The following is a 22,668-nucleotide window of genomic DNA, read 5'->3' as shown; positions in this document are numbered from 1 at the left end:
AGTTGTTGTCGCCTCCGGTGCGTCAGAACGGCAGCGACTCACATCTCGGCGATGCTGCTCGTATGACGAAGTCCGCTCCTCCGAGAATCGAGATGTTGTGGGAGCCGGACAACCCGGGGACGGTGCTGGCCGAGCGGTTCGACTTCGCCGACGCCGCAGCCGCGGCCGACTGGGTGTCCCGCACCGTCGAACAACACTGGGGCATCCAGGCCGGGCCCTGCGAGCGCATCACCATGAGCTTCAACAACGCACTGGTCTGGTTCCACACGCCGCACGGGCGCCGGGTCGCCAAGTGGTCGATCGCGACGCATCGATTCGACCGCCTTGCCGCACTCGCGGAGATGACCGCGTGGCTGGATCGGCGCGGACAGCCCGTCTCCGCACCGGCCCAAACGCTCGACGGTCGACATCAGGTTGAGGTCGACGGCGTCTCGCTCGGCCTGCAACGGGAGATCGACGGAGAGTTGCTGGACGTCACGTCGCCGGACCAGGTACGAGCCGCCGGAGCCGTGCTCGCCCGGTTGCACGAGGCGCTGTCGTCATACCCCGACGGTCAACGTCTCACGGAGCTCACGCCCCCGGCGGAGACGTTGGACAAACAGATCAGCGACTGGCTCGGGTCGGACCACCCGCGGGCACCCCGGAAGGCAGTTGACGTCCTACGGCAACGGCTGGCGGTCGCGCCCGCGGATCCGCTTCCGACCCAGCTCGTGCACGGCGACTTCCGCGCAGCGAACGTCCTGGTCACCGGATCGACGGTAACCGCCGTCCTGGACTTCGAGGAGGCGTGCCCCGAGCACCGCATCGCGGAGCTTGCCCGCTCGGCGGTGCTGTTGGGTACGAAGTTCGACGACTGGGGCCCGGTCACGGCCGAGGTGCGCGCCGAGTTCCTCGCCGGCTATCAGTCGGTATGTCGCCTGACGCCGGCCGAAGCCGCCTGGTGGGACACGCTCGTGCTGTGGATCTCGCTCGCGATGATCCCGGACGGCGACGACCCCACCGGCTGGGGCGACGCGGCACGGCAGGCGCTGGAATTGCCAGCCGTCACGACCGGCGCCGAATAGATCCCTACTGTCGTCACTATGTCGCCGGAAACGGCCGATTCGAGCGAGAAAGTGACGACAGTAGCGAGGTGTTCGCCGTCCTTACGCGTCGATGACGATGGGGATGATCATCGGCCGGCGACGCAACTTGCCGCCGACGAAGCCACCGACGGCACGCCGGATCACCTGTTGCAGCTGGTAGGTGTCGCTGATGCCCTTCTCGCGGGCCTCCTCGAGCGCCGCCTCCAGCTTGGGGCGCACCTTGTCGAAGACCTCGTCGTCCTCGGCGAAGCCACGGGTCTGGATCTCCGGGCCACTGACAATCTTGCCGGTGTCGGCGTCGCGGACCACGATGATCGTCACGAAGCCCTCGTCGCGCAGGATCCGGCGGTCCTTGAGCATCGTCTCGTCGGTGGTGCCGACGAGGGACCCGTCGACATACACATAGCCGCACGGCACTGCACCGACGATGCGGGCGCGTCCGTCGACCAGGTCGACCACGACGCCGTCCTCGGCGAGCAGCACCCGCTCGGCGGGCACGCCGGTCGCCACCGCGAGATCGCCGTTGGCGACCAGGTGACGCCATTCGCCGTGGATCGGCATGACGTTGCGCGGCCGCACGATGTTGTAGCAGTAGAGCAACTCGCCGGCGCTGGCGTGCCCGGAGACGTGCACCAGCGCGTTCCCCTTGTGTATGACGCTCGCGCCGCGCCGCATCAGGCCGTTGATGACCCGATAGACGGCGTTCTCGTTGCCCGGGATGAGGGACGACGCCATCAGCACCGTGTCGCCCGGACCGATCTCGATGGTGTTGTGATCGCCGGCCGCCATACGGGACAGCGCAGCCATCGGCTCACCCTGCGAGCCGGTCGACACCAGCACGATCTGGTTGTCTGCGAACTTGTCGATCTTCTTCAGATCGACGAGGACCCGGTCGGGCACGTGCAGGTAGCCCAGCTCGGCTGCTATGCCCATGTTGCGCAGCATCGAGCGGCCGACGAACGCGACCTTGCGGCCGTGCGCTGCGGCGGCGTCCAGCACCTGCTGCACGCGGTGCACGTGCGAGGAGAAGCAGGCCACGATGATCCGGCGCTCGGCCTGCTGGAAGACCCGCTCGATCGCCGGTGCGATGTTGCGCTCCGGTGTGGTGAAACCAGGGACCTCGGCGTTGGTGGAGTCGGTGAGGAAGAGGTCGACGCCCTCCTCCCCCGCCTTGGCGAAGGCACGCAGGTCGGTGATCCGGCCGTCCAGCGGCAGCTGGTCCATCTTGAAGTCGCCGGTGATCAGCAGGTTGCCGCCACCGGTCTTGACGAAGACCGCGAGCGCGTCCGGGATGGAGTGGTTGACAGCGATGAAGTCACAGTCGAACGCCCCGAGCTTCTCGTTGCCGCCCTCCTTCACCGCCAGGGTGTAGGGCTTGATCCGGTGTTCCTTGAGTTTGGCCTCGATCAGCGCAAGCGTCAGGGTGGATCCGACCAGTGGGATGTCCGGCTTCAGGCGCAGCAGGTAGGGCACGGCGCCGATGTGGTCCTCGTGGCCGTGCGTCAGCACGATCGCCTCGATGTCGTCGAGGCGATCGGCGATGTAGTCGAAGTCGGGCAGGATCAGGTCGACGCCCGGGTGGTCCTCGGGGAAGAGCACGCCGCAGTCGACGACGAGCAGTCTCCCGTCATACTCCACGACCGTCATGTTGCGGCCGACCTCGCCGAGCCCGCCCAGCGGGACTACCCGCACACCGCCCTTGGGCAGTGCCGGGGGCTCTTCGAGTTCGGGATGGGGATGGCTCACATCAGTCCTTGCGTCGTCAGTGCATCGCGCAGGATCGCGCGGTGCTCTTCGGGTGCCGGCACCAATGGGAGCCGGCAGAAGTCGGAGTCGATCACGCCCATGAGGCGCAGTGCGGCCTTGGCCTGGATGGTGCCCTGGGTGACGTTCATGACGGCGGCGACCAGCGGCGCCAGCTCGTGGTTGATCGCCCGGGCAGCCGGCAGGTCGGCGGCGGTCACGGCCTTCAGCAGCGCGACGAGCTTGGCGCTGGCCACGTTGCCCACGGTGCTGACCATGCCGGTCGCACCGAGGGCCAGCCAGGGCAGGTTGAGGGCGTCGTCGCCGGAATACCAGAGCAGTCCGGTCTCGAGGATCAGTGGTGCGCTCATCGCCAGGTCGCCCTTGGCGTCCTTGAGCGCCTTGATGTTGGGCACCTCGGCCAGCGCGCGGATGGTGTCGGGGGCCAGCGCGGTGGCGGTGCGTCCGGGTATGTCGTAGGCCATCGCCGGCAGGTCCGTGGCTGCGGCGACGGTGCGGTAGTGCTCGAGCACTCCGGCCTGCGGCGGCTTGTTGTAGTAGGGGGTGACGATGAGCGCGGCCTGCGCGCCGGCGGCGGCCATGTTGCGCGCCGCTGCGACGGAGTGCGCGGTGTCGTTGGTGCCGACGCCCGCCATCACGACCGCGCGGTCCCCCACCGCTTCGGCGACCGCGCGCACCAGGTCGTTGTTCTCCTGGTCGGTCGTGGTCGCGGACTCACCGGTCGTGCCGTTGACGAGGATGCCGTCGTTCCCCTGGTCAACGAGGTGCGTCGCGAGCTTCTGGGCACCGTCCAGGTCGAGCGAGCCGTCGTCATGCATCGGCGTGACCATCGCCGTGATCATCGTGCCGAAGGGGTTGCCGGAGGGGTGCGTCATGTCGTCAAGGCTAGCGGCGTGCAGGGGTCGCGTGCGGGGGCCTTCCGTGTGGCGATCACTCGCGGCGTACCGGCGGCATCCGGCCCGGAAATGAGTAATCGCGTCGTCACCCGCTCGGGGGTCCGGGTGACGACGCGATCAACGGTTACATCGTGCTTCCCGGGAAAGTGTTACAACCGTCCAATGTGATCTGGATCACATTCTGTAACGACCGTCCACGTGGTAACTCCTGCAGGTCGTGACAGGCGGCCACAGCCGCGTCATCACGGGGCCGTTCGGCGCTCGCCGTCGGAGCCCGCTGATAGCGTCTGACGGTGTGAAGCAGTACCTCGACCTCCTCGACCGGGTCATCGCCGAAGGCACTCGCAAGGACGACCGCACGGGCACCGGCACGTTGTCGGTCTTCGGGCACCAGATGCGCTTCGACCTGACCGCCGGCTTCCCGGCGCTGACCACCAAGAAGCTGCACCTGCGCTCGATAATCGGTGAGTTGCTGTGGTTCCTGCGCGGCGACACCAACGTGCAGTGGCTGCACGACCGCAAGATCTCCATCTGGGACGAGTGGGCCGACGACAACGGCGACCTCGGTCCGGTCTACGGCCACCAGTGGCGGTCGTGGCCCACGCCGGACGGCGGGTCCATCGACCAGATCACCCGGCTCGTCGATGGTCTGCGCACCAATCCCGATTCCCGGCGCCACATCGTCTCCGCCTGGAACGTCGCGGACGTCGACGACATGGCGTTGCCGCCCTGCCACACGATGTTCCAGTTCTACGTCGGCGCCGAGACCGCGGACGGGCGCCGGTCGCTGTCCTGCCAGCTCTACCAGCGGTCGGCCGACATCTTCCTCGGTGTGCCGTTCAACATCGCGTCCTACGCGCTGCTGACCGCGATGGTCGCGCAGGTGACCGATCTGGTGCCCGGTGAGTTCGTGCACACCATGGGCGACGCGCATCTCTATCTCAATCACCTCGACCAGGCGCGGCTGCAGCTGACCCGGGAGCCGGGACCGCTGCCGACGCTGCGGCTCAACCCGCAGATCCGCGACCTCGACGCCTTCGACCTGCCGGACATCAGGCTCGAGGACTACGTGGCAGCTCCCTCCATCAAGGCGCCGATCGCCGTATGAGCACCCCACGAAGTTTCTCTCCCGCTCCGGCACCCCGCGAAGTTCCTCCCCCGCTCCGCTCCTCCGGATACTTCGTGGGGACCCGGCCGCTCCTCCGAATACTTCGCGGGGACCGCGCATGACGATTTCTTTCATCGCCGCCGTCGCGCGCAACGGCGTCGTCGGTCGGGACGGGAAGATGCCGTGGCGGGTTCCGGGCGAGCAGAAGGGTTTCAAGGCGGCGACCATGGGCCACCCGATGGTGATGGGCCGCCGCACCTTCGAGTCGCACGGCCTGCTGCCCGGGCGTCGGCACATCGTGCTGACCCGCGACCCGGACTGGTCCGCCGACGGCGTGGAGGTCGCGCGCTCGGTCGACGAGACGCTCTTCCTGGTCGGTGATCAGGACTTCTTCGTCACCGGTGGCGCTCAGGTGTGGGCGCTCTTCGCGCCATACGCCGACCGGATGGTGCTGTCGGAGATCCCGCTGGAGCCCGAGGGTGACACCTACTTCCCGGGCTGGCCGCTCACCGACTCCCCCACCTGGCGGGAGGCGGCACGCGAGCCGCACGACGGCTGGACGGTGCTGACCTACGAGCGGCGCAAGCCGCGTGCGCAGGTCGAGGTCGGTCCGCGCATCGCCGGGTCCGCCGAGGCAGGCGCGACCGAGATCAAGGCCGGCGCCAGCTGCGCCATCGGCGACGGCGAGCGGCTGTTGCTGACCCGCCGCGAGGACAACGGGCTGTGGTGCCTGCCCGGCGGCGGCGCGGAGGTCGGTGAGACGTGGTCCGAGGCCGCCGTCCGCGAGGCGCGTGAGGAGACCGGCCTGCAGGTCGCCGTCGACTCGGTCCTGTCGGCATACAGCAATCCGGACGTCGTGATCGTCTACCCCGACGGGCGCCGGCGGGCGATCTTCGGAGTGTGCTTCCGGGCCCACGTCATCGACGGCACTGCGGGCACGTCCGACGAGGTCACCGAGTCCGCGTGGTTCACCAAGGTCGAGGCCGCCCGGTTGCCGATCATTCCGGCGCACCGGCCGCTGGTGCGGGCGTTTTTCGAAAACGACTCCGCTACAACGATTTTCGACTAGCTGCCGGGCGCCTGGACGGGCATCGACTCCTGGAAGAACTCCTCGTGGTGCACCGTCGCCGGGTCGGCGCCGTCCGCGACCACGGCCGCGCGCACGTCATGCACCATGCCGATCGGGCCGCACAGGAACCACTCGTCCACCTCGGACACCGCGACCCCGGAGCGCCGCAGGATCTGCCGCACCTTCGCGCCGTCGATCCTGCCGTTGAGCAGCGGATCCGTCGCCGAGGTGGCACGGGAGAACACCTCGATCAGGTCGAAGCGCGCCGAGCAGTTGTCGGCGAGCCACTCCAGTTCCTTGCGGAACATCGTGGTCTCCGCGGTGCGGTTGCCGAAGATGAGCGTGACCTGGGAGCCCGGCTCCTCCTCGAGCACGGTGCGCACCAGCGAGATGACCGGTGTGATGCCGGAGCCGGCGGCGATCGCGACCAGCTCGCGCTCGGTGTCCACGGTCGGGCAGGTGAAGTCGCCCAGCGGTGCCAGCACCTCGATCCGGTCGCCGGGCTGCACCACGCGGTTGAGCCAGACCGACATCGCGCCGCCGTCGACCTCGTTCGAGGCGATCCGCAGTTGGCCGCTCGCTGCGGCTTGGGCGCGCGACATACAGATGGAGTAGGAGCGGCGCACGTCCACCCCGTCGATCTCGGCACGCAACGTCAGGTGCTGGCCCGGCTCGAAGCGGAAGGTGTCGCGCAGTTCCTCCGGGATGTCGAAGGTGATCGCGACGGCACGCTCGGTCAGCCGCTGGATGCCGGCGACGGTCAGCGGATGGAACTGCGGGCGGCGATGCCGCTCTCCGGAGGACTTCAACAGACTCACAACGAGGGAAGCCTCTCAGATCGAACGGGTATGCCGGTCAGGCACCCACCGTAGGGCCGCCGCGGCCCGGTCCGGCGAGGATGAAAAGCTGACCGGATGAACTCCCCCACCAGCGATGCCGGGGTGCGCACCGCCCGACCGAACGACGTCCCCGCCGTGGCGCACGTCCAGGCGGCTGTATGGCGTGCCACCTACGGACCGCTGGTCGACAGCGAGGTCCGCGACGCCTTCAAACCGGCGGCGTTCGAGCCCGCCTGGCGGCAGTCGCTGCGCAATCCGCCGACGCCGTTGCACCGGCTGCTCGTGGCGACCGAGGGCGACACCGTCGTCGGTTTCGCGGCCATCGGTCCCTGCGAGAGTGCCGAGGAGCCCGCCGAGGCGTCCGAGCCGTCAGAGCCGACGACCCGCACCGGCGAGATCTTCACCTTCGGGGTCAGCCCGGATCGGCGTGGCGCGGGCAACGGCTCGCGGCTGCTCAATGCCGCCGTCGACACCCTCCGTGCCGGTGACTTCGCGGCCGTGACGATGTGGGTGCTCGCCGACGACGAGCAGACTCGAACTTTCGTCGCGGCAGCCGGACTGCAACCCGATGGCGCCTGGCGTGACCGCGTCGTCGCAGCCGACGGACGCACCGCACGCGAGGTGCGGCTGGCAGCGTCGCTGACCGACCCGGACGCCGCCACGGCTCCATGACAGATGAGGCCGCTCGCCAGGCCGACGACATACCGCCGACCCCCGGCCAGCAGTCGAAAGCCGTTGCCCGTAAAGGGATCTGGGTCGGCATCGCTACTGGCGCCTACGGCATCAGTTATGGCGCGCTCGCGGTCGCTGCCGGGCTCAGCTTCTGGCAGGCGGTCGCGCTGTCGCTGCTGCTGTTCAGCGGCGGCTCGCAGTTCGCACTCGTCGGTGTGCTCGGTGCGGGCGGATCCGGGGCCAGTGCGATCGGCACGTCGACGCTGCTCGGCCTGCGCAACGGCTTCTACGGACTGCAGGTCAGCAAGCTGCTGCAGGTGACCGGCTGGCGACGCGCAGCCGCGGCCCACTTGACGATCGACGAGTCCACCGCCGTGTCGATCACGCAGCCCGATCGCGCGCTGTCACGGGTGGGGTTCTGGTGGACCGGACTGTCGGTCTTCGTCCTGTGGGGCCTGATGTCCGCGGTCGGCGCCGCGCTCGGCAATGCCATGGGCGACCCGGCGCGGTTCGGTCTGGACGCCGCGGCCCCCGCGGCTTTCTGTGCGCTGGTGTGGTCCCGGTTGCAGACCCGTCGCTCCCAACTCGTCGCGGTCGCCGCCGGACTCATCGCACTGGCCGTCGCGCCGCACACGGCCTCCGGCATACCCGTGCTGGTGGCCGCCCTCGCGGCCGTCGTCGCGGGTTTCCTGCCGGACCGCAACGTCACCACCGCCGAGGAAATCTAGATGAGTCTCTGGACCACGGTGCTGCTGGCCAGCGCGCTCTCCTTCGCCACCAAGTTCGCCGGGTATGTCGTGCCGCAGTCCGTGCTGGACCATCCGCTGACCGACCGGGTGATGCACTACCTGCCCGTCGCGCTGCTGGCGGCTCTCATCGCGGTGCAGACGTTCACCGCGGACCACGGCTCGCTCATCCTGGACGCACGGGCGGCCGGGCTCGCCGTCGCCATCGGCTGCCTCCTGCTGCGGGCCCCGTTCCTGGTCGTCGTCGTGGCCGCCGCTGCCACTGCGGCACTGCTGCGAGCAGCCGGCATCGGCTGACGTTCTACGGTGGAGGCGTGACGAACCACTCGGAGACGCAGCCCGCCTGGATCGACCTCGACGGAGTCGCGAACATGCGCGATCTCGGCGGCCTGCCGGCAGCGGACGGCCACGAGGTGCAGCCGTGCAGGTTGGTGCGTTCGGACAATCTGCAGGATCTCACCGAGGCCGACATACAGGCTCTCGTGCACGAGCACGGCGTCACCGACATCGTCGACCTGCGCAGCGACGTCGAGTTGCGCATCACCGGGCCCGGCCCGCTCCGGGAGATCGACACCGTTACGCATCACCACCACTCGCTCTTCCCCGACGACAAGGACATCGACGCGCGCGACGTGCTGGTGCTGCCCTGGCACAACGCCGAGGAGCCCGAGCGCAACGAGAACCCCCGGGCCAGCCACTACCTCGGCTATCTCGACCGGCGTCCGGACTCGGTGGCCGCCGCACTGGACGTCATCGCGACCAGCGAGGGCGCGACCGTGGTGCACTGCGCGGCGGGCAAGGACCGGACCGGCACGGTCGTCGCGATGGCGTTGTCGGTGGCCGGCGTGCCGCGCGAGGCGATCATCGCCGACTACGCCGCCAGCACCGAGCGCACCGAGCGGATCGTCCGGCGACTGGAGCAACTGCCCGGCTATTCCGACAACCTGCGCGGTGTCCCCATGACCGCGCACCACTCCCGCCCGGAGACGATCGCCCGGGTGCTCGAGGCGATCGACGCCGACTACGGTTCGGTGGCCGGCTGGCTGCGATCCGTCGGCTGGTCGGAGAGCCGGATCAAGGGACTTCGCGCCAAACTCGTCGACTGAATCCTGCCCGCTGCGCGTCACCGAGGCGCGCGAGGAGTCCTGACGACGTCCAGGAACCGGCCGAAGAACGCGCGCCACGTGCTCTCCAGTTCGTCACCGTGCTGTTGCGCGGTCCGCTTCACGTCCGCCGCGTCGAAGCCGAGGTCACGCAGTTTGTCGTCGTTCCACGTGCCGACGCGCTCGGCGCTGGACTCGGGATGCCACTGGGTCGCCCAGGCCCGGTCCCCGAGCCGGAACGCCTGATTGCGGCACCGCTCGCTCGACATCAGCAGCCGCGCGCCGTCGGGCAATGCGGTGATCTGGTCGCGGTGGCTCTCGATGCCGAACGTCGGTGCGGAGAACTCCCGGAAGAGCTCGTCGTCCGCCGCGTCCGGCTGCGGCACGAGTTCGGTGACGCCCTTCTCCGGCATACCGAAGTCGCCTTCGACACGTCCTCCGCCGACGTGGGCGAGGAGCTGGGCGCCCAGGCAGATGCCGAGCACCGGCACCTGACGGTCGATGCAGTCGCGCACGAGCGCCCGCTCGGCAGGCAACCACGGCTTCTCCTCGTCGACGTCCGGCAGGAAGCCGCCGCCAAGCATCACCACGGCATCCAATTGGTCTACGGCAGAAGGGATCTGGTCGCCCTCGTCGGCCTTGATCAGGTCGATCTCGACGCCCTCGCTCGCGGCCCAGTCGAGGATCCGGCCCGGCCCGCTGTCGGGATCGTTGCGGATGACGGTCAGGGTCACGGACTCGCTCGAGGTCGTCATACGACCAGCCAAGCACAGTGTGCGGGAGGATTCAGTCCAGGCCCAGGAAGTGCTCGAGTCCGATGGTCAGGCCTGGGTGTTCGGGTATGGCGCGCACGCCCGCCAACACGCCGGGCATGAAGCTGACGCGGTCGAAGGAATCGTGCCGGATCGTCAGCGCCTCACCTGTTGCGCCGAACGACACCTCCTGGTGCGCGACGCGTCCGGGCAGCCGCTGTGCATGCACGCGGATGCCACCGACCTCGGCGCCTCGTGCTCCGTCCGGGTCGCTGGTCGTGGCATCCGGGACGGGACCGAGACCGGCCGCTGCCCGTGCGGCGGCGATGATCTCGGCGGTGCGCGCCGCGGTGCCTGAGGGTGCATCGACCTTGCCGGGGTGGTGGGTCTCCACGATCTCGACCGACTCGTAGAAACGCGCTGCCTGCCGGGCGAACGACATCATCAGCAGGGCGCCGATCGCGAAGTTGGGCGCGATGAGCACACCGACCGAATCATGTGCGGCCAGAGTGTCTTTGAGCGTCTCGAGCCGTTCAGCGGTCCAGCCCGTGGTGCCGACCACGGCGTGCACGCCCCGCTCGACGCAGTGTGCGACGTTGGCCGGCGAGGAGTCCGGCACGGTGAAGTCCACCGCCACCTGCGCTCCCCCCAGGTCCCCGAGGTCGTCGCCGGCGTCATACCGCCCGACGAGGGTGAGGTCGGGCGCATCCTCGATCGCGGCGCACGTGGTGGCGCCCATACGACCGGCAGCTCCGATGACGGCGACGGCAAGCGATGTGGTCACGCGGCCAGGGTAGACGCCTCCTCGAGCGTCCGTCCGGACCTGTCCATGCAGCGATCAGCGACGGTGACCATCTTGCATACCGCTGCTATGTTGTTAGTTACCTCGGCTAATGACTTCGGGCCGAGGGATGAACCGACCGCATCGAAATCCACCCGAAAGCCCGTATCCGACGTGACCGAAGCTTCCACCCCTGACCAGGGCACGCAGCGCACCCGCGGCCCACGCCGCCGGTTCGAGGCCGACCATCCCCGCTACAAGTGGGTCGCGCTGTCCAACACGACGCTCGGCGTGCTGATGGCGACGATCAACTCCTCGATCGTGATCATCTCGTTGCCCGCGATCTTCCGCGGGATCGACCTGGATCCCCTCGGCGCCGGGAACATCAGCTACCTGCTCTGGACCCTGATGGGCTACCTCGTGGTGTCGGCGGTGCTCGTCGTCACGCTCGGACGGCTGGGTGACATGTTCGGCCGGGTCAAGATCTACAACCTCGGTTTCGTGGTCTTCACCGTCGCCTCGATCCTGCTGTCGCTCGATCCGGCCGACGGCGGGACCGGTGCGATGTGGATCATCATCTGGCGCATCGTGCAAGGAGTGGGCGGCGCGATGCTGATGGCCAACTCGACCGCGATCCTGACCGACGCCTTCCCTGCCACCCAGCGCGGTATGGCGCTCGGCATCAACCAGGTCTCGGCGATCGCCGGCTCGTTCCTGGGGCTGATCATCGGCGGCGTGCTGTCCGAGTGGCACTGGCGGGCGATCTTCTGGGTGAGCGTGCCGATCGGGCTACTGGGCACGGTCTGGGCATACAAGTCGTTGCACGAGCTCGGCACCAAACGCGGCGGCCGCCTCGACCTGCCGGGCAACATCTCCTTCGCCGTCGGGGTGACCGCGATCCTCGTGGCGATCACCTACGGCATCCAGCCGTATGGCGGGCACACCATGGGCTGGACCTCCCCATGGGTCCTCGCCGGTCTCATCGGCGGCACGGTCGTGCTGATCGCGTTCTGCATCATCGAGACCAAGGTCGCCGAGCCGATGTTCGCGATGCGCCTCTTCCGGATCAAGGCGTTCAGCGCGGGCAACTTCGCCGGACTGCTGGCGTCCATCGGCCGCGGCGGCATGCAGTTCATGCTGATCATCTGGCTGCAGGGCATCTGGCTCCCCCTGCACGGTTACCGCTACGAGTCGACGCCGCTGTGGGCGGGCATCTTCCTGGTGCCGCTGACGATCGGTTTCCTGATCGCCGGCCCGGTCTGTGGCTTCCTGTCCGACCGCTTCGGCGCCCGCGCCTTCGCCAGCGGCGGACTGCTGATCACGGCCGCGACATTCGTCGGGTTCCTGCTGATACCAGTCAATTTCGACTACTGGATCTTCGCCGTGCTGCTCTTCGTCAATGGCGTCGGTTCGGGGATGTTCTCCGCGCCGAACACGACAGCCATCATGAACTCCGTGCCCGCGAACGAGCGCGGCGCCGCCTCAGGTATGCGCGCCACGTTCTTCAACTCCGGCACGTCGCTGTCGATCGGCATCTTCTTCTCACTGATGATCGCCGGACTCGCGCAGAACCTGCCCGACGCGATGCGGTCCGGCCTGATCTCCCAGCAGGTGCCGACCGGTGTCGCCGGCCAGGTCGCCGGCCTGCCGCCGGTGGGCTCCATGTTCGCCGCGTTCCTCGGTTACAACCCGATCGAGAGCCTGCTCGGTCCGACCGGCACGTTGGACAAGATCCCGGCCTCCAACGCCTCGACGCTGACCGGCAAGGAGTTCTTCCCGCACCTGCTGTCGGGGCCGTTCCACGACGGCCTGGTGGTGGTGTTCACCGCCGCCGCAGCCATGATGGTCGTCGCAGCGGTCGCCAGCGTGATGCGTGGCAGCAAGTACATCCACGACGACCTCGCCGAGCAGGCATCAGAAGACTCCGGATCTTCAGCTGACGTTGCGGTTACCCGGTGATACTTCTCAGGTGACCGGTCTCGCCCCTGAACCCTTCGGCGTCTCACGCTGGTTGATGGCGTGGCGCTTCGACATCGTCGGTGTCCTGATCGCGCTGCTGTTGCTCGGCGGCTACCTATGGTTGCTGGTCGCGGCTCGACAGCGGGGCGTGCGCTGGCCGTGGTGGCGGGTGGCGGCATACCTCGTGATGGGCGTGGGGACGCTCGTCTACGTGACCTGCGGCGTCGTCGGGGTCTATCGGCAGACGTTCCTGTGGATGTTCGCCGCCCAGGTCGCAGTGCTCGGCACGGTCACGCCGATGGGTCTCGCGCTCGGCGATCCGCTACGCCTGCTCACCGCCGCGCGCGGAACCGACACCGTCGTCCATCGCGCGATCCGAACCCGGGTCGTCCGGGTGCTCACGTTCCCGGTGGTCAGCTTCCTGCTCGACCTCGTCGGCATCCTCGCGGTCTTCTTCACTCCGTATGGCGCCCACGCCGTCCGCTCCCAACTGATCGGCACCCTGCTGATCCTGCAGCTGCTCATCGTCGGGCTCCTCTACGTGCTGCCCACCCTCGGCGACGATCTGCTGCCGGCGTGGGCCACTCCCCCGGTCCGTGCCTTCCTGGCGTTCCTCGACGGCGTCGCCGACGCCGTCCCGGGCGTCCTCGTCATGACCGCGAACTCCCTTCTGCTGCCCCACTTTCCGGGCTTCTCCCACGCGGCTGACGCGTTGCGCGGCGGGTTGAGTCACACGATGGACCAGAAGTATGCCGGTGGTGCGTTGCTGGCCGTCGCGGAGTCGATCGGCATACCGATGATCGCGGCCGTCTTCATCGAGTGGTTGCGCAGTGACGCGGCCGAGGCACGAGCCACCGATGCCGAGTTGGACCGGGCGGAGGCATTGCGAGCGACCGGCGCCGGTGCCGGCCAGGAGTCGGCTCCCGCAGCGCCCGACAGCGGACCTCCGGACGGTGCCGCCACCGAGAAGCCGTGGTGGCTCACCGATCCCCGGCTGGCGGACCGCTTCGGCAACCGCGACGATTGAGGTATGCCGGACGCTGAACTGCTCGACACCTGGATCGCCGACGTGGCCGCCCTCGCGCCGACCGCGGACCGTGAGCAGGTGCGCCGCGAGGGCAGCGCCCTGCTGGCCAGATGGAGTGAACCGCACCGGAGCTACCACACCGCGCAGCACCTGCGCGAGATGCTGTCCGCGGTGGACCGGCTCGGTGCCACGGCCGGCGTCGCCGAGCGAGACCGTCGTGTCGCCCACGTCGCTGCCTGGCTGCACGACGCGGTGTATGACGTGCAGGCTCCGCCCGGGGACAGCGAACGCGAGAGTGCGCAGTTGGCGCGAGACCTGTTGGCATCGTTTGGCGTTGACGGCAACGCCATACGGACTGTCGTCGAGCTGATCCTGTTGACCATCGAGCACGGTACCGATGTGCCGGGACCGCTGGCCGACGCCTTCACCGATGCCGACCTGGCGATCCTCGCCGCGCCGGCGGGGCGGTTCGACGAATACTGCGCGCAGGTGCGCGCCGAGTACGCGCACGTGCCCGATGCCGCATACGCGACCGGGCGCAGCGATATCCTCACCGTGTTCGTCGACCGCGCCGAGGTCTACCGCACAGCGTTCGCGCGCGACGCGTGGACCGCAGCGGCGCGCGCGAACATCCGGCGCGAGATCGACCGGTTGGCGCGGTGATTCAGTGCTTGGGCGGGATCAGGTAGCCGCCGCCGACACCGAGCCGGTGGTGAGCGCATCGACAACGAGTGGGACCGCGTTGGCTGCAGACTGACGTTGTGCTTTCGCCAGGGCAGGCGCACTCTTGCTCTCAGCGGGGAGCCTTTCGGAGTCGATGGCACCGATGCTCGCGTCCAGACACCAGCCCTGCGCACTCTTCACGAAGACCGATGCGGTCGCTTGTGGGTCCTTCGCCTGCTTCGTCGCCGTGCCCTTGTTGACCGCAAGCAGCCACGGGCCGGTGCCATCCGAGCTCTTGACCGGGTTTCCATATGCCCGAAGCACTTTGGAACTCTTTGTCGGCTGTTCTTTGACTCTCGACTTGTTGAATGCCGCCTTCTTCGTGCCGTAGATCTCACCCGCCAACACCGGTCCCGAGTCGACGGGTGTCCCGGGCACACCTACGTCGATGCCGAGCGGGAGGTATGGCTCCGCTCGGCATCGGCGAAACGTCAGATCAGCCGGCGGTGTGCTGATCCGCCACGTCCAGTGCGGCGTCGATGATGTCCAAACCGGCGGTCAACTCGTCCTCGCTGATCGTGCAGGGCGGAACGACGTGCGTCCGATTCATGTGCGTGAACGGCCACAGGCCTTCCTTCTTGCACGCGGCCGCGAACGCACCCATCGGCGCTGCTGCCTCGCCGGAGGCATTGAACGGCACGAGCGGCTCACGGGTCTGCCTGTCCTTCACCAGCTCGATCGCCCAGAACATGCCGAGGCCACGCACCTCACCGACACTCGCGTGCTTGTCCTTGAGCTGCTGCAATCGCGGCTCGACGACGGTCTCGCCGAGCTTGCGGACGTTGTCCAGGATGCCTTCGTCCTCGAACGCCTTCATCGAGGCGACCGCGGCCGCACAACCGAGTGGGTGACCGGAGTAAGTGAGCCCGCCCGGGTAGGGCCGGTCGGCGAACCGCTCGTAGGTGCGCGGACCGAGGATCACCCCACCGAGCGGGACGTAACCGGAGTTGACGCCCTTGGCGAAGGTGATCAGGTCCGGCACGACGTCCCAGTGCTGTATGGCGAACCACTCACCACATCGACCGAAGCCCGCCATCACCTCGTCGGCGATGAGCAATATGCCGTATTCATCACACAATTCACGCACGCCCTGCAGGTAGCCCGGCGGCGGGACGAGGATGCCGTTGGTGCCGACCACCGACTCCTGGATGATGGCGGCGATCGTGTCCGGCCCCTGCAACTGCACGACGTCGCGCAGGTGCTGCAAGGCACGCTCGGACTCCTGCTCCTCGGAGTCGCTGTGGAACGCCGAGCGATAGGCGTAAGGACCGAAGAAATGCGCCACCGACTGTCCGGTGGACTCGTTCGCCCAACGACGCGGGTCGCCGGTGAGCGCGATCGCGCCGCCGGTCGCGCCGTGGTAACTGCGGTATGCCGACAGCACGGTCGGCCGACCGGTCTGCAGGCGCGCCATCCGGATGGCGTGCTCGTTGGCGTCGGCGCCGCCGTTGGTGAAGAACACCCGATCGAGGTCACCGGGCGCGCGCTCGGCGATCATCCGCGCGGCCTCGCCGCGGACGTCGCTGCCCAGCGCGGGGGCGATCGTGGCCAGTCGGGCCGCCTGCTCCTGGATCGCCTGCACGACCTTGGGATGCCCGTGCCCGATATTCAGGTTGACCAGCTGCGAGGAGAAGTCCAGATAGCGTTTGCCCTCATAATCCCAGAAGTACGAACCGGATCCGCCGGCGATCGGGATCGCATCGACGTGAGCCTGCGCGCTCCAGGAGTGGAAGACATGCGCGCGGTCGTCCGCGCGGACCTGATCGGCCGCTGCTGTGTCGAGGTCGCCAGCCATCTCAGTGGTCCGAGTTGGTCGGGAAGCCGAGGTCGATCTTAGAGCTGCCCGGGTCGGGCCAGCGGCTGGTGACGACCTTGCGACGGGTGCAGAAGTTGATCCCTTCCGGGCCGTACATGTGGGTGTCGCCGAAGAGCGAGGCCTTCCACCCGCCGAAGGAGTAGTAACCGACCGGCACCGGGATCGGCACGTTGACCCCGATCATGCCGACCTGCACATCGCGCTGGAAGCTGCGCACCGCACCGCCGTCACGGGTGAAAATGGCTGTGCCATTTGCGAATTTGTGACTGTTGATCAGGTCGAGGCCTTGGTCGAAGGTGTCCACCCGCACGATCGCCAGCACCGGGCCGAAGATCTCGTCCGTGTAGGCGACGTTCTCCGGACTCACGTCGTCCAGCAGTGTGCAACCGAGGAAGAAGCCATCCTCGCTACGGCCGGTCCGGCCGTCAACGACGACCTTCGCGCCCTCCTTCTCACCGCGGTCGATGTAGTCGATCACCTTGTCGCGGTGTGCCGCGGTGATCAGCGGGCCCATCTCTGAGCCCTCCTTGTCACCCGGACCGATCTGCAGGGAGGGGAGCCGCTCCTTGATCGCGTCGATCAACGGATCGGCGACGGCGCCGACGGCGACGATGACCGAGATCGCCATACAGCGCTCGCCCGCAGCGCCGTATGCCGCTGAAACCGCTGCATCCGCAGCGACATCCAGGTCCGCGTCGGGCAGGACCATCATGTGGTTCTTGGCGCCGCCAAGCGCCTGGACGCGCTTGCCGGCCTTGGTGCCGGTCTCGTAGATGTACTGCGCGATCGGCGTCGAGCCGACGAAGCTGATCGCATCGACCTGGGGGTGCTGCAGCAGACCGTCGACCGCGACCTTGTCACCCTGCAGCACGGTGAAGACACCGTCCGGCAAGCCGGCCTGACGCCACAGGTCGGCGAGCAGGAGCGAGACCGACGGGTCCTTCTCGCTCGGCTTGAGGATGAAGGCGTTGCCGCAGGCGATGGCGTTGGAGCACATCCACAACGGCACCATCAGCGGGAAGTTGAAGGGGGTGATGCCGGCGATGACGCCGACCGGCTGGCGGATCGAGTAGACGTCGACGCCGGTGGACGCCTGCTCCGAGAATTCGCCCTTCATCAAATTCGCTACACCACAGGCGTATTCGACGTTTTCCAGGCCGCGGGCAACCTCACCGGCGGCGTCGGAGAGAACCTTGCCGTGCTCGGAGGTGACGAGGGCCGCCAACTCGTCGGTGTGGGCGGCGAGCAGTTCGCGGAAGGCGAAGAGCACCTTGGTCCGAGCGGCGAGAGAGGTGTGACTCCAGGAGTCGGCCGCTGCGCGCGCCGAAGCGACGGCCGCATCGACATCGGCGGGAGTCGCGAGCGCCAGCTCAGCGGTCTGCTCTCCCGTGGCGGGGTTGAAGACGGGTGCGGTCTTGGTCGAGGCCCCGGCCGTGAGGCCGCCCTCGATCCAGTGCTGTACGTGTGCCATGCGTCGCACATTACGTGCCAGACATTGCCCAGACAATAGTGATTATGTAATGTCACATAAGTGATCAACGAGCTGGCGCAACGACTGTCCGAACCGACTGCTCGCGGGTTGGCGGACGCCGTGGCGCGAGCCGTCGCGGCCGGATCACTGGACCCGGGCATGCGGCTACCACCGATCCGTTCGGTCGCCGAGGGGCTGCAGCTCTCGCCGACCACCGTCAGCTCGGCGTGGGCGACGTTGCGGCGAGCCGGGACGATCCGCACCGAGGGACGGCACGGCTCGTTCATCGCCGAACCGTCCGGCCCGCTCTCGAGCGGCCGCTACCGTCGGGCGATCGGCCGTCCCGTCGACTTCGCCCTCGACCTGTCGACCGGTGTCCCGGATCCGCACCTGCTCCCCTCGTGGGGCGATTCGTTGCGCGCCCTCGGCGACAGTTCTTCGCCGCACAGTTACCTGGACGACCCGGTGGTGCCGGAGCTGGCGGACGTCATACGCACCACGTGGCCGGGCTTGCCGGAACGGCTGACGATCGTCGACGGTGCGACCGATGCCATGGCCGCGATCCTGCAACTGCTCGGCAGCTACGGCACCCGCGTTGCCATCGAAAACCCCGCATTTCCACCGTTCCTCGACCTTCTGGAGAGCGGCGGCATGCATCCGGTGCCAGTGGCGCTCGACGAGCACGGGCTGGTCCCGCAGAGCCTCGCGGCCGCACTGGCCGGCGGAGCTGAACTGGTGGTGTTGCAGCCGCGCGGGCAGAACCCGACCGGGGTGTCGCTCGGCCCTCAGCGCGCTCAGGAGCTCGCCGCGGTCATCGCCCCGACGACCGTACTGGTCGTCGAGGACGACTCGTTGGACGGCATCGCCGGCTCCGATCTGGTCAGCCTGAGCAGCCTGCTGCCGGATCGCGTGCTGCACATCCGCAGCTTCTCCAAGGCCTACGGCCCCGACCTCCGGCTCGCCGCCGTCGGCGGTCCGGAGCGACTGATCCGGGCGCTGGAGGAGCGTCGGCAACTGGGTCAGGGCTGGTCCAGCCGGTTGTTGCAGCGGTTGCTGCTGGCACTGCTCACCGACCCGTCGTGCCAGCAGGAGGTCGGGGCTGCTCGGGCGGCATACACCTCACGGCGCAGCCGGCTGGCCGACGCACTGCGGTCACACGACGTGGTCGTCGGCGGCGACGACGGCATCAACATCTGGGTGCCGGTCCTCAACGAGGTCTCGGCGCTGCAGAGTCTGGCGGCCAGTGGCATCGGCGCCGCGCCGGGCTCGCCCTTCCAACTGGGGATCGACCCGGCCCGACCCGCTCCGCACATCCGGGTCACGGCCGGTCTGGTGGCCGACGAGCTCGAGCACGTCGCGAACGCGCTGGCCGTCGCGGCACATGTCGGCGGATCGATCGGCCGCTAAACCCCACGAAGTTTCTCCCCCGCTGCGCACCTGCACCCACCGAAGTTCTCCTCCGCTTCGCTCCCCCGATACTTCGTCGGGGCCCGCTCCTCCGAATACTTCGCGGGGACCCCGAGCATCACGTCAGGATGTCGCTGGCATGCCTCAGCCGCGGATCCGGTCCCGGCTGCGATCCCGGCGCCAGCCCGCCGCGGCCACCAGCGACGCGGCCATCGCCCACGCGAGAACCACGGCGAGGTCGAGCAGCGGCCGCCCTGGATCGCGGACACCGAAGTCGGCCGCCTGTGCCGGCGTCGCGATGGCGCCCCAGGCGAGATTGCCCCAGTGCGAGGTGGGCAGGTAGGTCGAGAGCGCGGCGACCGGACCGGGCAACGCATCGACCGGTGTCATGAACCCGGAGGTGTAGGACAACGGCAGGAAGACCAGGTTGCCGATGACCCCGGCGGCGCCCGGTCGCACCCAGTAGGCGAGCGCGAAGCCGAAGGGTGCGAGGCACAACGTCCCGAGGAGGATGACCAGCCACAGCCTGAGCAGGTGGGTCATCGGCACGCCGGCCCCGACGATGCGCGCGATGATCGAGTTGCCGACCAACACCGCTGTGGCAGCTGCGCATCCGAGCAACACCTTGCCCCCGAAGAAGGACCACAACGGCATAGCCGATGCACGCAGCCTGCGGATCCAACCCATTCCGCGCTGCTCGGCCGCCGCGACCCCGACGGCGAAGATGGACAGGTTGACCACTCCGAAACAGGTGAAGGACGCCATCAGCATCGCCGCGACCGGGACGCCGCCGTCGAGGTCACCCCGGATGGTCGTGCCGAAGAGCACGAACAGCACCATCGGCATCGTGATGAGCGCGATGAACCAACCGCTGCGCCAGCCGCCGCGCCACTCCGCGCGGAAGATCGCGAAGGCTGCGGAGAAGCCCAGCGGCATACGGGGCTCGACGATGGTGGGCTCCGGTTTCGTGGAGATGCTCATGCTGCGGGCTCCTGAGTGAGGGTGAGGAAGGCCGACTCGAGGTCGGCGTCCGCCACGGTGAGGTCTCGTACCTGGTGGCCTGCGGAGAAGAGTGCACCGAGCAACCCTTCGGCATCAGCGGTCAGTAGCTCGAGCCGGCCGTCCGACGAGGACGAAACCTCCGTGACACCAAGGAAGTTCGCCACCCACGCGGCTGGGGCGTCGGTAGTCAGCTGCATCCTGCTGACACCGACGCGGCGAACGATCTCCTGCGTCGACGCATCGGCGATCTTGCGTCCGTGGTGCAGGACCACGACTCGGTCGGCCACTTCCTGCGCCTCACGCAGATCATGGGTCGCCAGCACGATCGCCCGATCCTGCGCTGCCAGGTCGCGGATGGTCCGCAACAGTCGGCGGCGCCCGGCCACGTCGAGAGCCGCCGTCGGCTCGTCGAGGACGAGGAGATCCGGTGAGCCGGTCAGCGCGAGAGCCAGCGAAAGTCGTTGTCGCTCACCGCCGGACAGCTCCCCCACCCTCCGACCGGCCTTGTCGCTGAGCTCGACCAGAGCGAGCAGTTCAGCGAGCGGGGTGGCCTGTGGGTAGAGGTGCTGGGTCAGCTGGACGGTCTCGGCGACGGTGAGGCCGACCGGGCCAGTAGTGTCCTGCAGCATCGCGCCCATCCGGGCTCGAGCGCGGCGCGCCGTCGGCGGCATACCGAACGCACGAACCGTGCCGGCGGAGGGATCGCGCAGGCCGAGCAGCATGTCCAGCAAGGTCGACTTGCCGGCGCCGTTCGGACCGAGCAACGCGACGATCTCGCCGGGTCGCAGGATCAGGTCAACGGAATCCACAGCGACCGTGCCGCGGAACGTGCGTGTCACGTCGGTGAATCGAGCGATTTCTTCCATAGCACCGAGCGTGCTGTGGTGCGCCCGTCGTCGGCAGTGTCAGCAGGCATGACCGTGACCCATGACCTTCGGCACGGTTACCCCATACGCCGAAAGGACAGGCGATGACCGAGGGGACAGGCGATCTGGGCCGAATTCGGCCCAGATCGCCTGTCCTCTCGACAAACGGATGTCCTCTCGGCGAAGGGGTGCCGTGAAGGAGATCAGATGACGCCTTGGGCGACCATCGCGTCCGCGACCTTGATGTATGCCGCGAGGTTGGCGCCTGTCACGTAATCGCCCGGGCGACCGACCGCCTCCGCCTGCGTCACGCATGTCTCGTGGATGCTGCGCATGATCTCCTGCAGCCGCTCCTCGGTCTGGGCGAAGCTCCAGGAGTCGCGGCTGGCGTTCTGCTGCATCTCCAGGGCACTTGTCGCCACACCGCCGGCGTTGGCGGCCTTGCCCGGCGCGAAGAGCACACCGGCATCCCGCAGGATCGCTGTGCCCGCGGGGGTCGTCGGCATGTTGGCGCCCTCGGCGACGAGTCGAACACCGTTTGCCACCAACGATTTCGCACCGGCTTCGTCGAGTTCGTTCTGCGTCGCGCAGGGCAGTGCCACGTCGCACGGAACGTCCCAGATCGACCCGTTGGAGACGAACCGTGCCCGGTCGCCCATCTTGTCGACATACTCCGAGACCCGCCCGCGGCGGACCTCCTTGATCTCCTGCAGGACCTCGAGGTCGACGCCCTGCTCGTCGACGACATACCCGCTGGAGTCGGAGACGGCGACGACCTTGCCGCCGAGCTGATGGACCTTCTCGACCGCGTAGAGCGCGACGTTGCCGGTGCCCGAGACGACGACCCGCATGCCGTCGAGCGACGAGCCCTCCGCGGCGAGCATCTCCTGGGCGAAGAAGACCGTGCCGTAACCGGTGGCCTCGGTCCGTACCTGCGAACCGCCCCAGGACAGCCCCTTGCCGGTGAGCACACCGGACTCGTAGCGGTTGGTGATGCGCTTGTACTGCCCGAAGAGGTAGCCGATCTCGCGGCCACCGACGCCGATGTCACCGGCCGGCACGTCGGTGTATTCACCCACGTGCCGGTAGAGCTCGGTCATGAACGACTGGCAGAAGCGCATGACCTCGACGTCGCTGCAGCCCTTCGGGTCGAAGTCCGAGCCGCCTTTGCCGCCGCCGATCGGCATACCGGTCAGGGCGTTCTTGAAGATCTGCTCGAAGCCGAGGAATTTCACGATCGACAGGTTGACGCTGGGGTGGAAACGCAGCCCGCCCTTGTAGGGGCCGAGCGCCGAGTTGAACTCGACGCGGAAGCCGCGGTTGACCCGCACCTCGCCGCTGTCGTCGACCCATGGCACGCGGAAGATGATCTGCCGCTCCGGCTCGCAGATGCGCTGCAGGATCGACCACTGCGTGTAGTGCGAGTGCTTGTCGGCGAGCGGCGTGAGGCTCTCCATGACCTCGTGCACGGCCTGCTGGAACTCCGCCTCGCCAGCGTTGCGGGCGAGCACGTCGTCGAACATCGGCTTGAAGGAAGGATGCAAGGAACTCACGGGACCGCACTCTAGAACTTCCCAGGAAC

At 68.2% G+C, this 22,668-nt stretch carries 22 protein-coding genes; 11 read left to right on the top strand and 11 right to left on the bottom strand.

Annotated features, from left to right (window positions below; translation table 11 throughout):
• Positions 1-62 precede the first annotated feature (62 nt).
• Positions 63-1,064 carry a phosphotransferase enzyme family protein gene (locus IEX71_RS01845; RefSeq protein WP_188835253.1) on the top strand — a complete coding sequence of 334 codons (1,002 nt, stop codon included), beginning with the start codon at positions 63-65 and terminating at the stop codon, positions 1,062-1,064.
• Between the two features lie 81 nt (positions 1,065-1,145).
• On the opposite strand, the gene IEX71_RS01840 is transcribed toward IEX71_RS01845, so the two are convergent.
• Together IEX71_RS01840 and dapA are read right to left on the bottom strand one after the other, a co-directional pair.
• The gene (locus tag IEX71_RS01840; RefSeq protein ID WP_188835252.1) at positions 1,146-2,831 is read right to left on the bottom strand and encodes a ribonuclease J; all 1,686 of its coding nucleotides are present in this window, start codon (positions 2,829-2,831) and stop codon (positions 1,146-1,148) included.
• Positions 2,828-3,724 carry a 4-hydroxy-tetrahydrodipicolinate synthase gene (gene dapA, locus IEX71_RS01835; RefSeq protein WP_188835251.1) on the bottom strand — a complete coding sequence of 299 codons (897 nt, stop codon included), beginning with the start codon at positions 3,722-3,724 and terminating at the stop codon, positions 2,828-2,830. The genes IEX71_RS01840 and dapA overlap by 4 nt, the downstream gene beginning before the upstream one ends.
• 316 nt (positions 3,725-4,040) lie before the next feature.
• Between dapA and IEX71_RS01830 the strand changes: the two genes are divergently transcribed.
• Complete coding sequence (locus tag IEX71_RS01830) at positions 4,041-4,853, top strand: thymidylate synthase (protein WP_188835250.1); 813 nt, start codon at positions 4,041-4,043, stop codon at positions 4,851-4,853.
• Between the two features lie 118 nt (positions 4,854-4,971).
• Positions 4,972-5,922, top strand: coding sequence for a dihydrofolate reductase (locus IEX71_RS22360; RefSeq protein ID WP_229749378.1), 951 nt, complete (start codon positions 4,972-4,974; stop codon positions 5,920-5,922).
• Here the strand turns inward: IEX71_RS22360 and IEX71_RS01815 are convergent.
• A complete protein-coding gene (locus IEX71_RS01815) occupies positions 5,919-6,740 on the bottom strand; it encodes an FAD-binding oxidoreductase (RefSeq protein ID WP_188835249.1) in 822 nt (273 codons plus the stop codon). The genes IEX71_RS22360 and IEX71_RS01815 overlap by 4 nt on opposite strands.
• Positions 6,741-6,836: 96 nt before the next feature.
• Here IEX71_RS01815 and IEX71_RS01810 point away from each other — a divergent pair, with 96 nt between their 5' ends.
• From IEX71_RS01810 to IEX71_RS01795, 4 genes are read left to right on the top strand one after another with little or no spacing between them, the layout of a single operon-like run.
• Positions 6,837-7,433, top strand: coding sequence for a GNAT family N-acetyltransferase (locus IEX71_RS01810; protein WP_188835248.1), 597 nt, complete (start codon positions 6,837-6,839; stop codon positions 7,431-7,433).
• Entirely contained in the window at positions 7,430-8,161 is a 732-nt protein-coding gene (locus tag IEX71_RS01805; protein WP_188835247.1) for an AzlC family ABC transporter permease, read from the top strand. Before IEX71_RS01810 ends, IEX71_RS01805 begins: the two co-directional genes overlap by 4 nt.
• A complete protein-coding gene (locus IEX71_RS01800; RefSeq protein ID WP_188835246.1) occupies positions 8,162-8,476 on the top strand; it encodes an AzlD domain-containing protein in 315 nt (104 codons plus the stop codon).
• Positions 8,477-8,493: 17 nt separating this feature from the next.
• Positions 8,494-9,285, top strand: coding sequence for a tyrosine-protein phosphatase (locus IEX71_RS01795; protein ID WP_229749377.1), 792 nt, complete (start codon positions 8,494-8,496; stop codon positions 9,283-9,285).
• Between the two features lie 17 nt (positions 9,286-9,302).
• Here IEX71_RS01795 and IEX71_RS01790 read toward each other — a convergent pair whose 3' ends face one another.
• Together IEX71_RS01790 and dapB are read right to left on the bottom strand one after the other, a co-directional pair.
• Complete coding sequence (locus IEX71_RS01790) at positions 9,303-10,037, bottom strand: type 1 glutamine amidotransferase (protein ID WP_188835245.1); 735 nt, start codon at positions 10,035-10,037, stop codon at positions 9,303-9,305.
• A 31-nt stretch (positions 10,038-10,068) separates the two neighbouring features.
• Positions 10,069-10,818 carry a 4-hydroxy-tetrahydrodipicolinate reductase gene (gene dapB / locus IEX71_RS01785; protein WP_188835244.1) on the bottom strand — a complete coding sequence of 250 codons (750 nt, stop codon included), beginning with the start codon at positions 10,816-10,818 and terminating at the stop codon, positions 10,069-10,071.
• 171 nt (positions 10,819-10,989) lie between these two features.
• On the opposite strand from dapB, the gene IEX71_RS01780 reads away from it, so the two are divergent.
• Genes IEX71_RS01780 through IEX71_RS01770 form a run of 3 tightly spaced genes read left to right on the top strand, consistent with a single transcriptional unit; the run spans position 10,990 to position 14,464 of the window.
• Entirely contained in the window at positions 10,990-12,774 is a 1,785-nt protein-coding gene (locus IEX71_RS01780; RefSeq protein WP_229749376.1) for an MFS transporter, read from the top strand.
• 10 nt (positions 12,775-12,784) lie between these two features.
• Positions 12,785-13,801 (top strand): cytochrome c oxidase assembly protein, encoded by a 1,017-nt coding sequence (locus IEX71_RS01775; protein ID WP_188835242.1) that lies wholly within the window; start codon positions 12,785-12,787, stop codon positions 13,799-13,801.
• Between the two features lie 3 nt (positions 13,802-13,804).
• Entirely contained in the window at positions 13,805-14,464 is a 660-nt protein-coding gene (locus tag IEX71_RS01770) for an HD domain-containing protein (protein WP_188835241.1), read from the top strand.
• A gap of 18 nt (positions 14,465-14,482) precedes the next feature.
• On the opposite strand, the gene IEX71_RS01765 is transcribed toward IEX71_RS01770, so the two are convergent.
• The 3 genes from IEX71_RS01765 to IEX71_RS01755 all read right to left on the bottom strand — a co-directional run bounded on the left by IEX71_RS01765 (position 14,483) and on the right by IEX71_RS01755 (position 17,811).
• Positions 14,483-14,869, bottom strand: a complete 387-nt coding sequence (locus IEX71_RS01765; protein ID WP_188835240.1) for a hypothetical protein — start codon at positions 14,867-14,869, stop codon at positions 14,483-14,485.
• A 91-nt stretch (positions 14,870-14,960) separates the two neighbouring features.
• Positions 14,961-16,319 carry an aspartate aminotransferase family protein gene (locus tag IEX71_RS01760; RefSeq protein WP_188835239.1) on the bottom strand — a complete coding sequence of 453 codons (1,359 nt, stop codon included), beginning with the start codon at positions 16,317-16,319 and terminating at the stop codon, positions 14,961-14,963.
• A 1-nt stretch (position 16,320) separates the two neighbouring features.
• Positions 16,321-17,811: a CoA-acylating methylmalonate-semialdehyde dehydrogenase gene (locus IEX71_RS01755; RefSeq protein WP_188835238.1), complete on the bottom strand. Its 1,491-nt coding sequence runs from the start codon at positions 17,809-17,811 to the stop codon at positions 16,321-16,323.
• A 60-nt stretch (positions 17,812-17,871) separates the two neighbouring features.
• On the opposite strand from IEX71_RS01755, the gene IEX71_RS01750 reads away from it, so the two are divergent.
• Entirely contained in the window at positions 17,872-19,218 is a 1,347-nt protein-coding gene (locus IEX71_RS01750) for an aminotransferase class I/II-fold pyridoxal phosphate-dependent enzyme (protein WP_229749375.1), read from the top strand.
• A gap of 144 nt (positions 19,219-19,362) precedes the next feature.
• Here the strand turns inward: IEX71_RS01750 and IEX71_RS01745 are convergent, their stop codons facing one another.
• The 3 genes from IEX71_RS01745 to gdhA all read right to left on the bottom strand — a co-directional run bounded on the left by IEX71_RS01745 (position 19,363) and on the right by gdhA (position 22,609).
• Entirely contained in the window at positions 19,363-20,199 is an 837-nt protein-coding gene (locus IEX71_RS01745; protein ID WP_188835237.1) for an ABC transporter permease, read from the bottom strand.
• A complete protein-coding gene (locus IEX71_RS01740) occupies positions 20,196-21,086 on the bottom strand; it encodes an ABC transporter ATP-binding protein (RefSeq protein ID WP_188835236.1) in 891 nt (296 codons plus the stop codon). The genes IEX71_RS01745 and IEX71_RS01740 overlap by 4 nt, the downstream gene beginning before the upstream one ends.
• Before the next feature lie 203 nt (positions 21,087-21,289).
• Complete coding sequence (gdhA, locus tag IEX71_RS01735) at positions 21,290-22,609, bottom strand: NADP-specific glutamate dehydrogenase (RefSeq protein WP_229749472.1); 1,320 nt, start codon at positions 22,607-22,609, stop codon at positions 21,290-21,292.
• Between the last annotated feature and the right edge of the window lie 59 nt (positions 22,610-22,668).

This window comes from Flexivirga endophytica, assembly GCF_014640635.1.
GTDB lineage: Bacteria > Actinomycetota > Actinomycetes > Actinomycetales > Dermatophilaceae > Flexivirga > Flexivirga endophytica.
The sequence above is the reverse complement of the archived record's forward strand: the minus strand, read 5'-3'. Positions and strand labels throughout refer to the sequence as shown.

Bases quoted from the DNA above. Each gene is read 5' to 3' on its own strand.
- IEX71_RS01845 (WP_188835253.1), top strand. From the start codon at position 63: ATGACGAAGTCCGCTCCTCCGAGAATCGAGATGTTGTGGGAGCCGGAC.
- IEX71_RS01770 (WP_188835241.1), top strand. From the start codon at position 13,805: ATGCCGGACGCTGAACTGCTCGACACCTGGATCGCCGACGTGGCCGCC.
- dapA (WP_188835251.1), bottom strand. From the start codon at position 3,724: ATGACGCACCCCTCCGGCAACCCCTTCGGCACGATGATCACGGCGATG.
- IEX71_RS01755 (WP_188835238.1), bottom strand. From the start codon at position 17,811: ATGGCACACGTACAGCACTGGATCGAGGGCGGCCTCACGGCCGGGGCC.
- IEX71_RS01805 (WP_188835247.1), top strand. From the start codon at position 7,430: ATGACAGATGAGGCCGCTCGCCAGGCCGACGACATACCGCCGACCCCC.
- IEX71_RS01800 (WP_188835246.1), top strand. From the start codon at position 8,162: ATGAGTCTCTGGACCACGGTGCTGCTGGCCAGCGCGCTCTCCTTCGCC.
- IEX71_RS01745 (WP_188835237.1), bottom strand. From the start codon at position 20,199: ATGAGCATCTCCACGAAACCGGAGCCCACCATCGTCGAGCCCCGTATG.
- IEX71_RS01760 (WP_188835239.1), bottom strand. From the start codon at position 16,319: ATGGCTGGCGACCTCGACACAGCAGCGGCCGATCAGGTCCGCGCGGAC.
- IEX71_RS01740 (WP_188835236.1), bottom strand. From the start codon at position 21,086: ATGGAAGAAATCGCTCGATTCACCGACGTGACACGCACGTTCCGCGGC.
- gdhA (WP_229749472.1), bottom strand. From the start codon at position 22,609: ATGTTCGACGACGTGCTCGCCCGCAACGCTGGCGAGGCGGAGTTCCAG.
- IEX71_RS01810 (WP_188835248.1), top strand. From the start codon at position 6,837: ATGAACTCCCCCACCAGCGATGCCGGGGTGCGCACCGCCCGACCGAAC.
- IEX71_RS01790 (WP_188835245.1), bottom strand. From the start codon at position 10,037: ATGACGACCTCGAGCGAGTCCGTGACCCTGACCGTCATCCGCAACGAT.
- IEX71_RS22360 (WP_229749378.1), top strand. From the start codon at position 4,972: ATGACGATTTCTTTCATCGCCGCCGTCGCGCGCAACGGCGTCGTCGGT.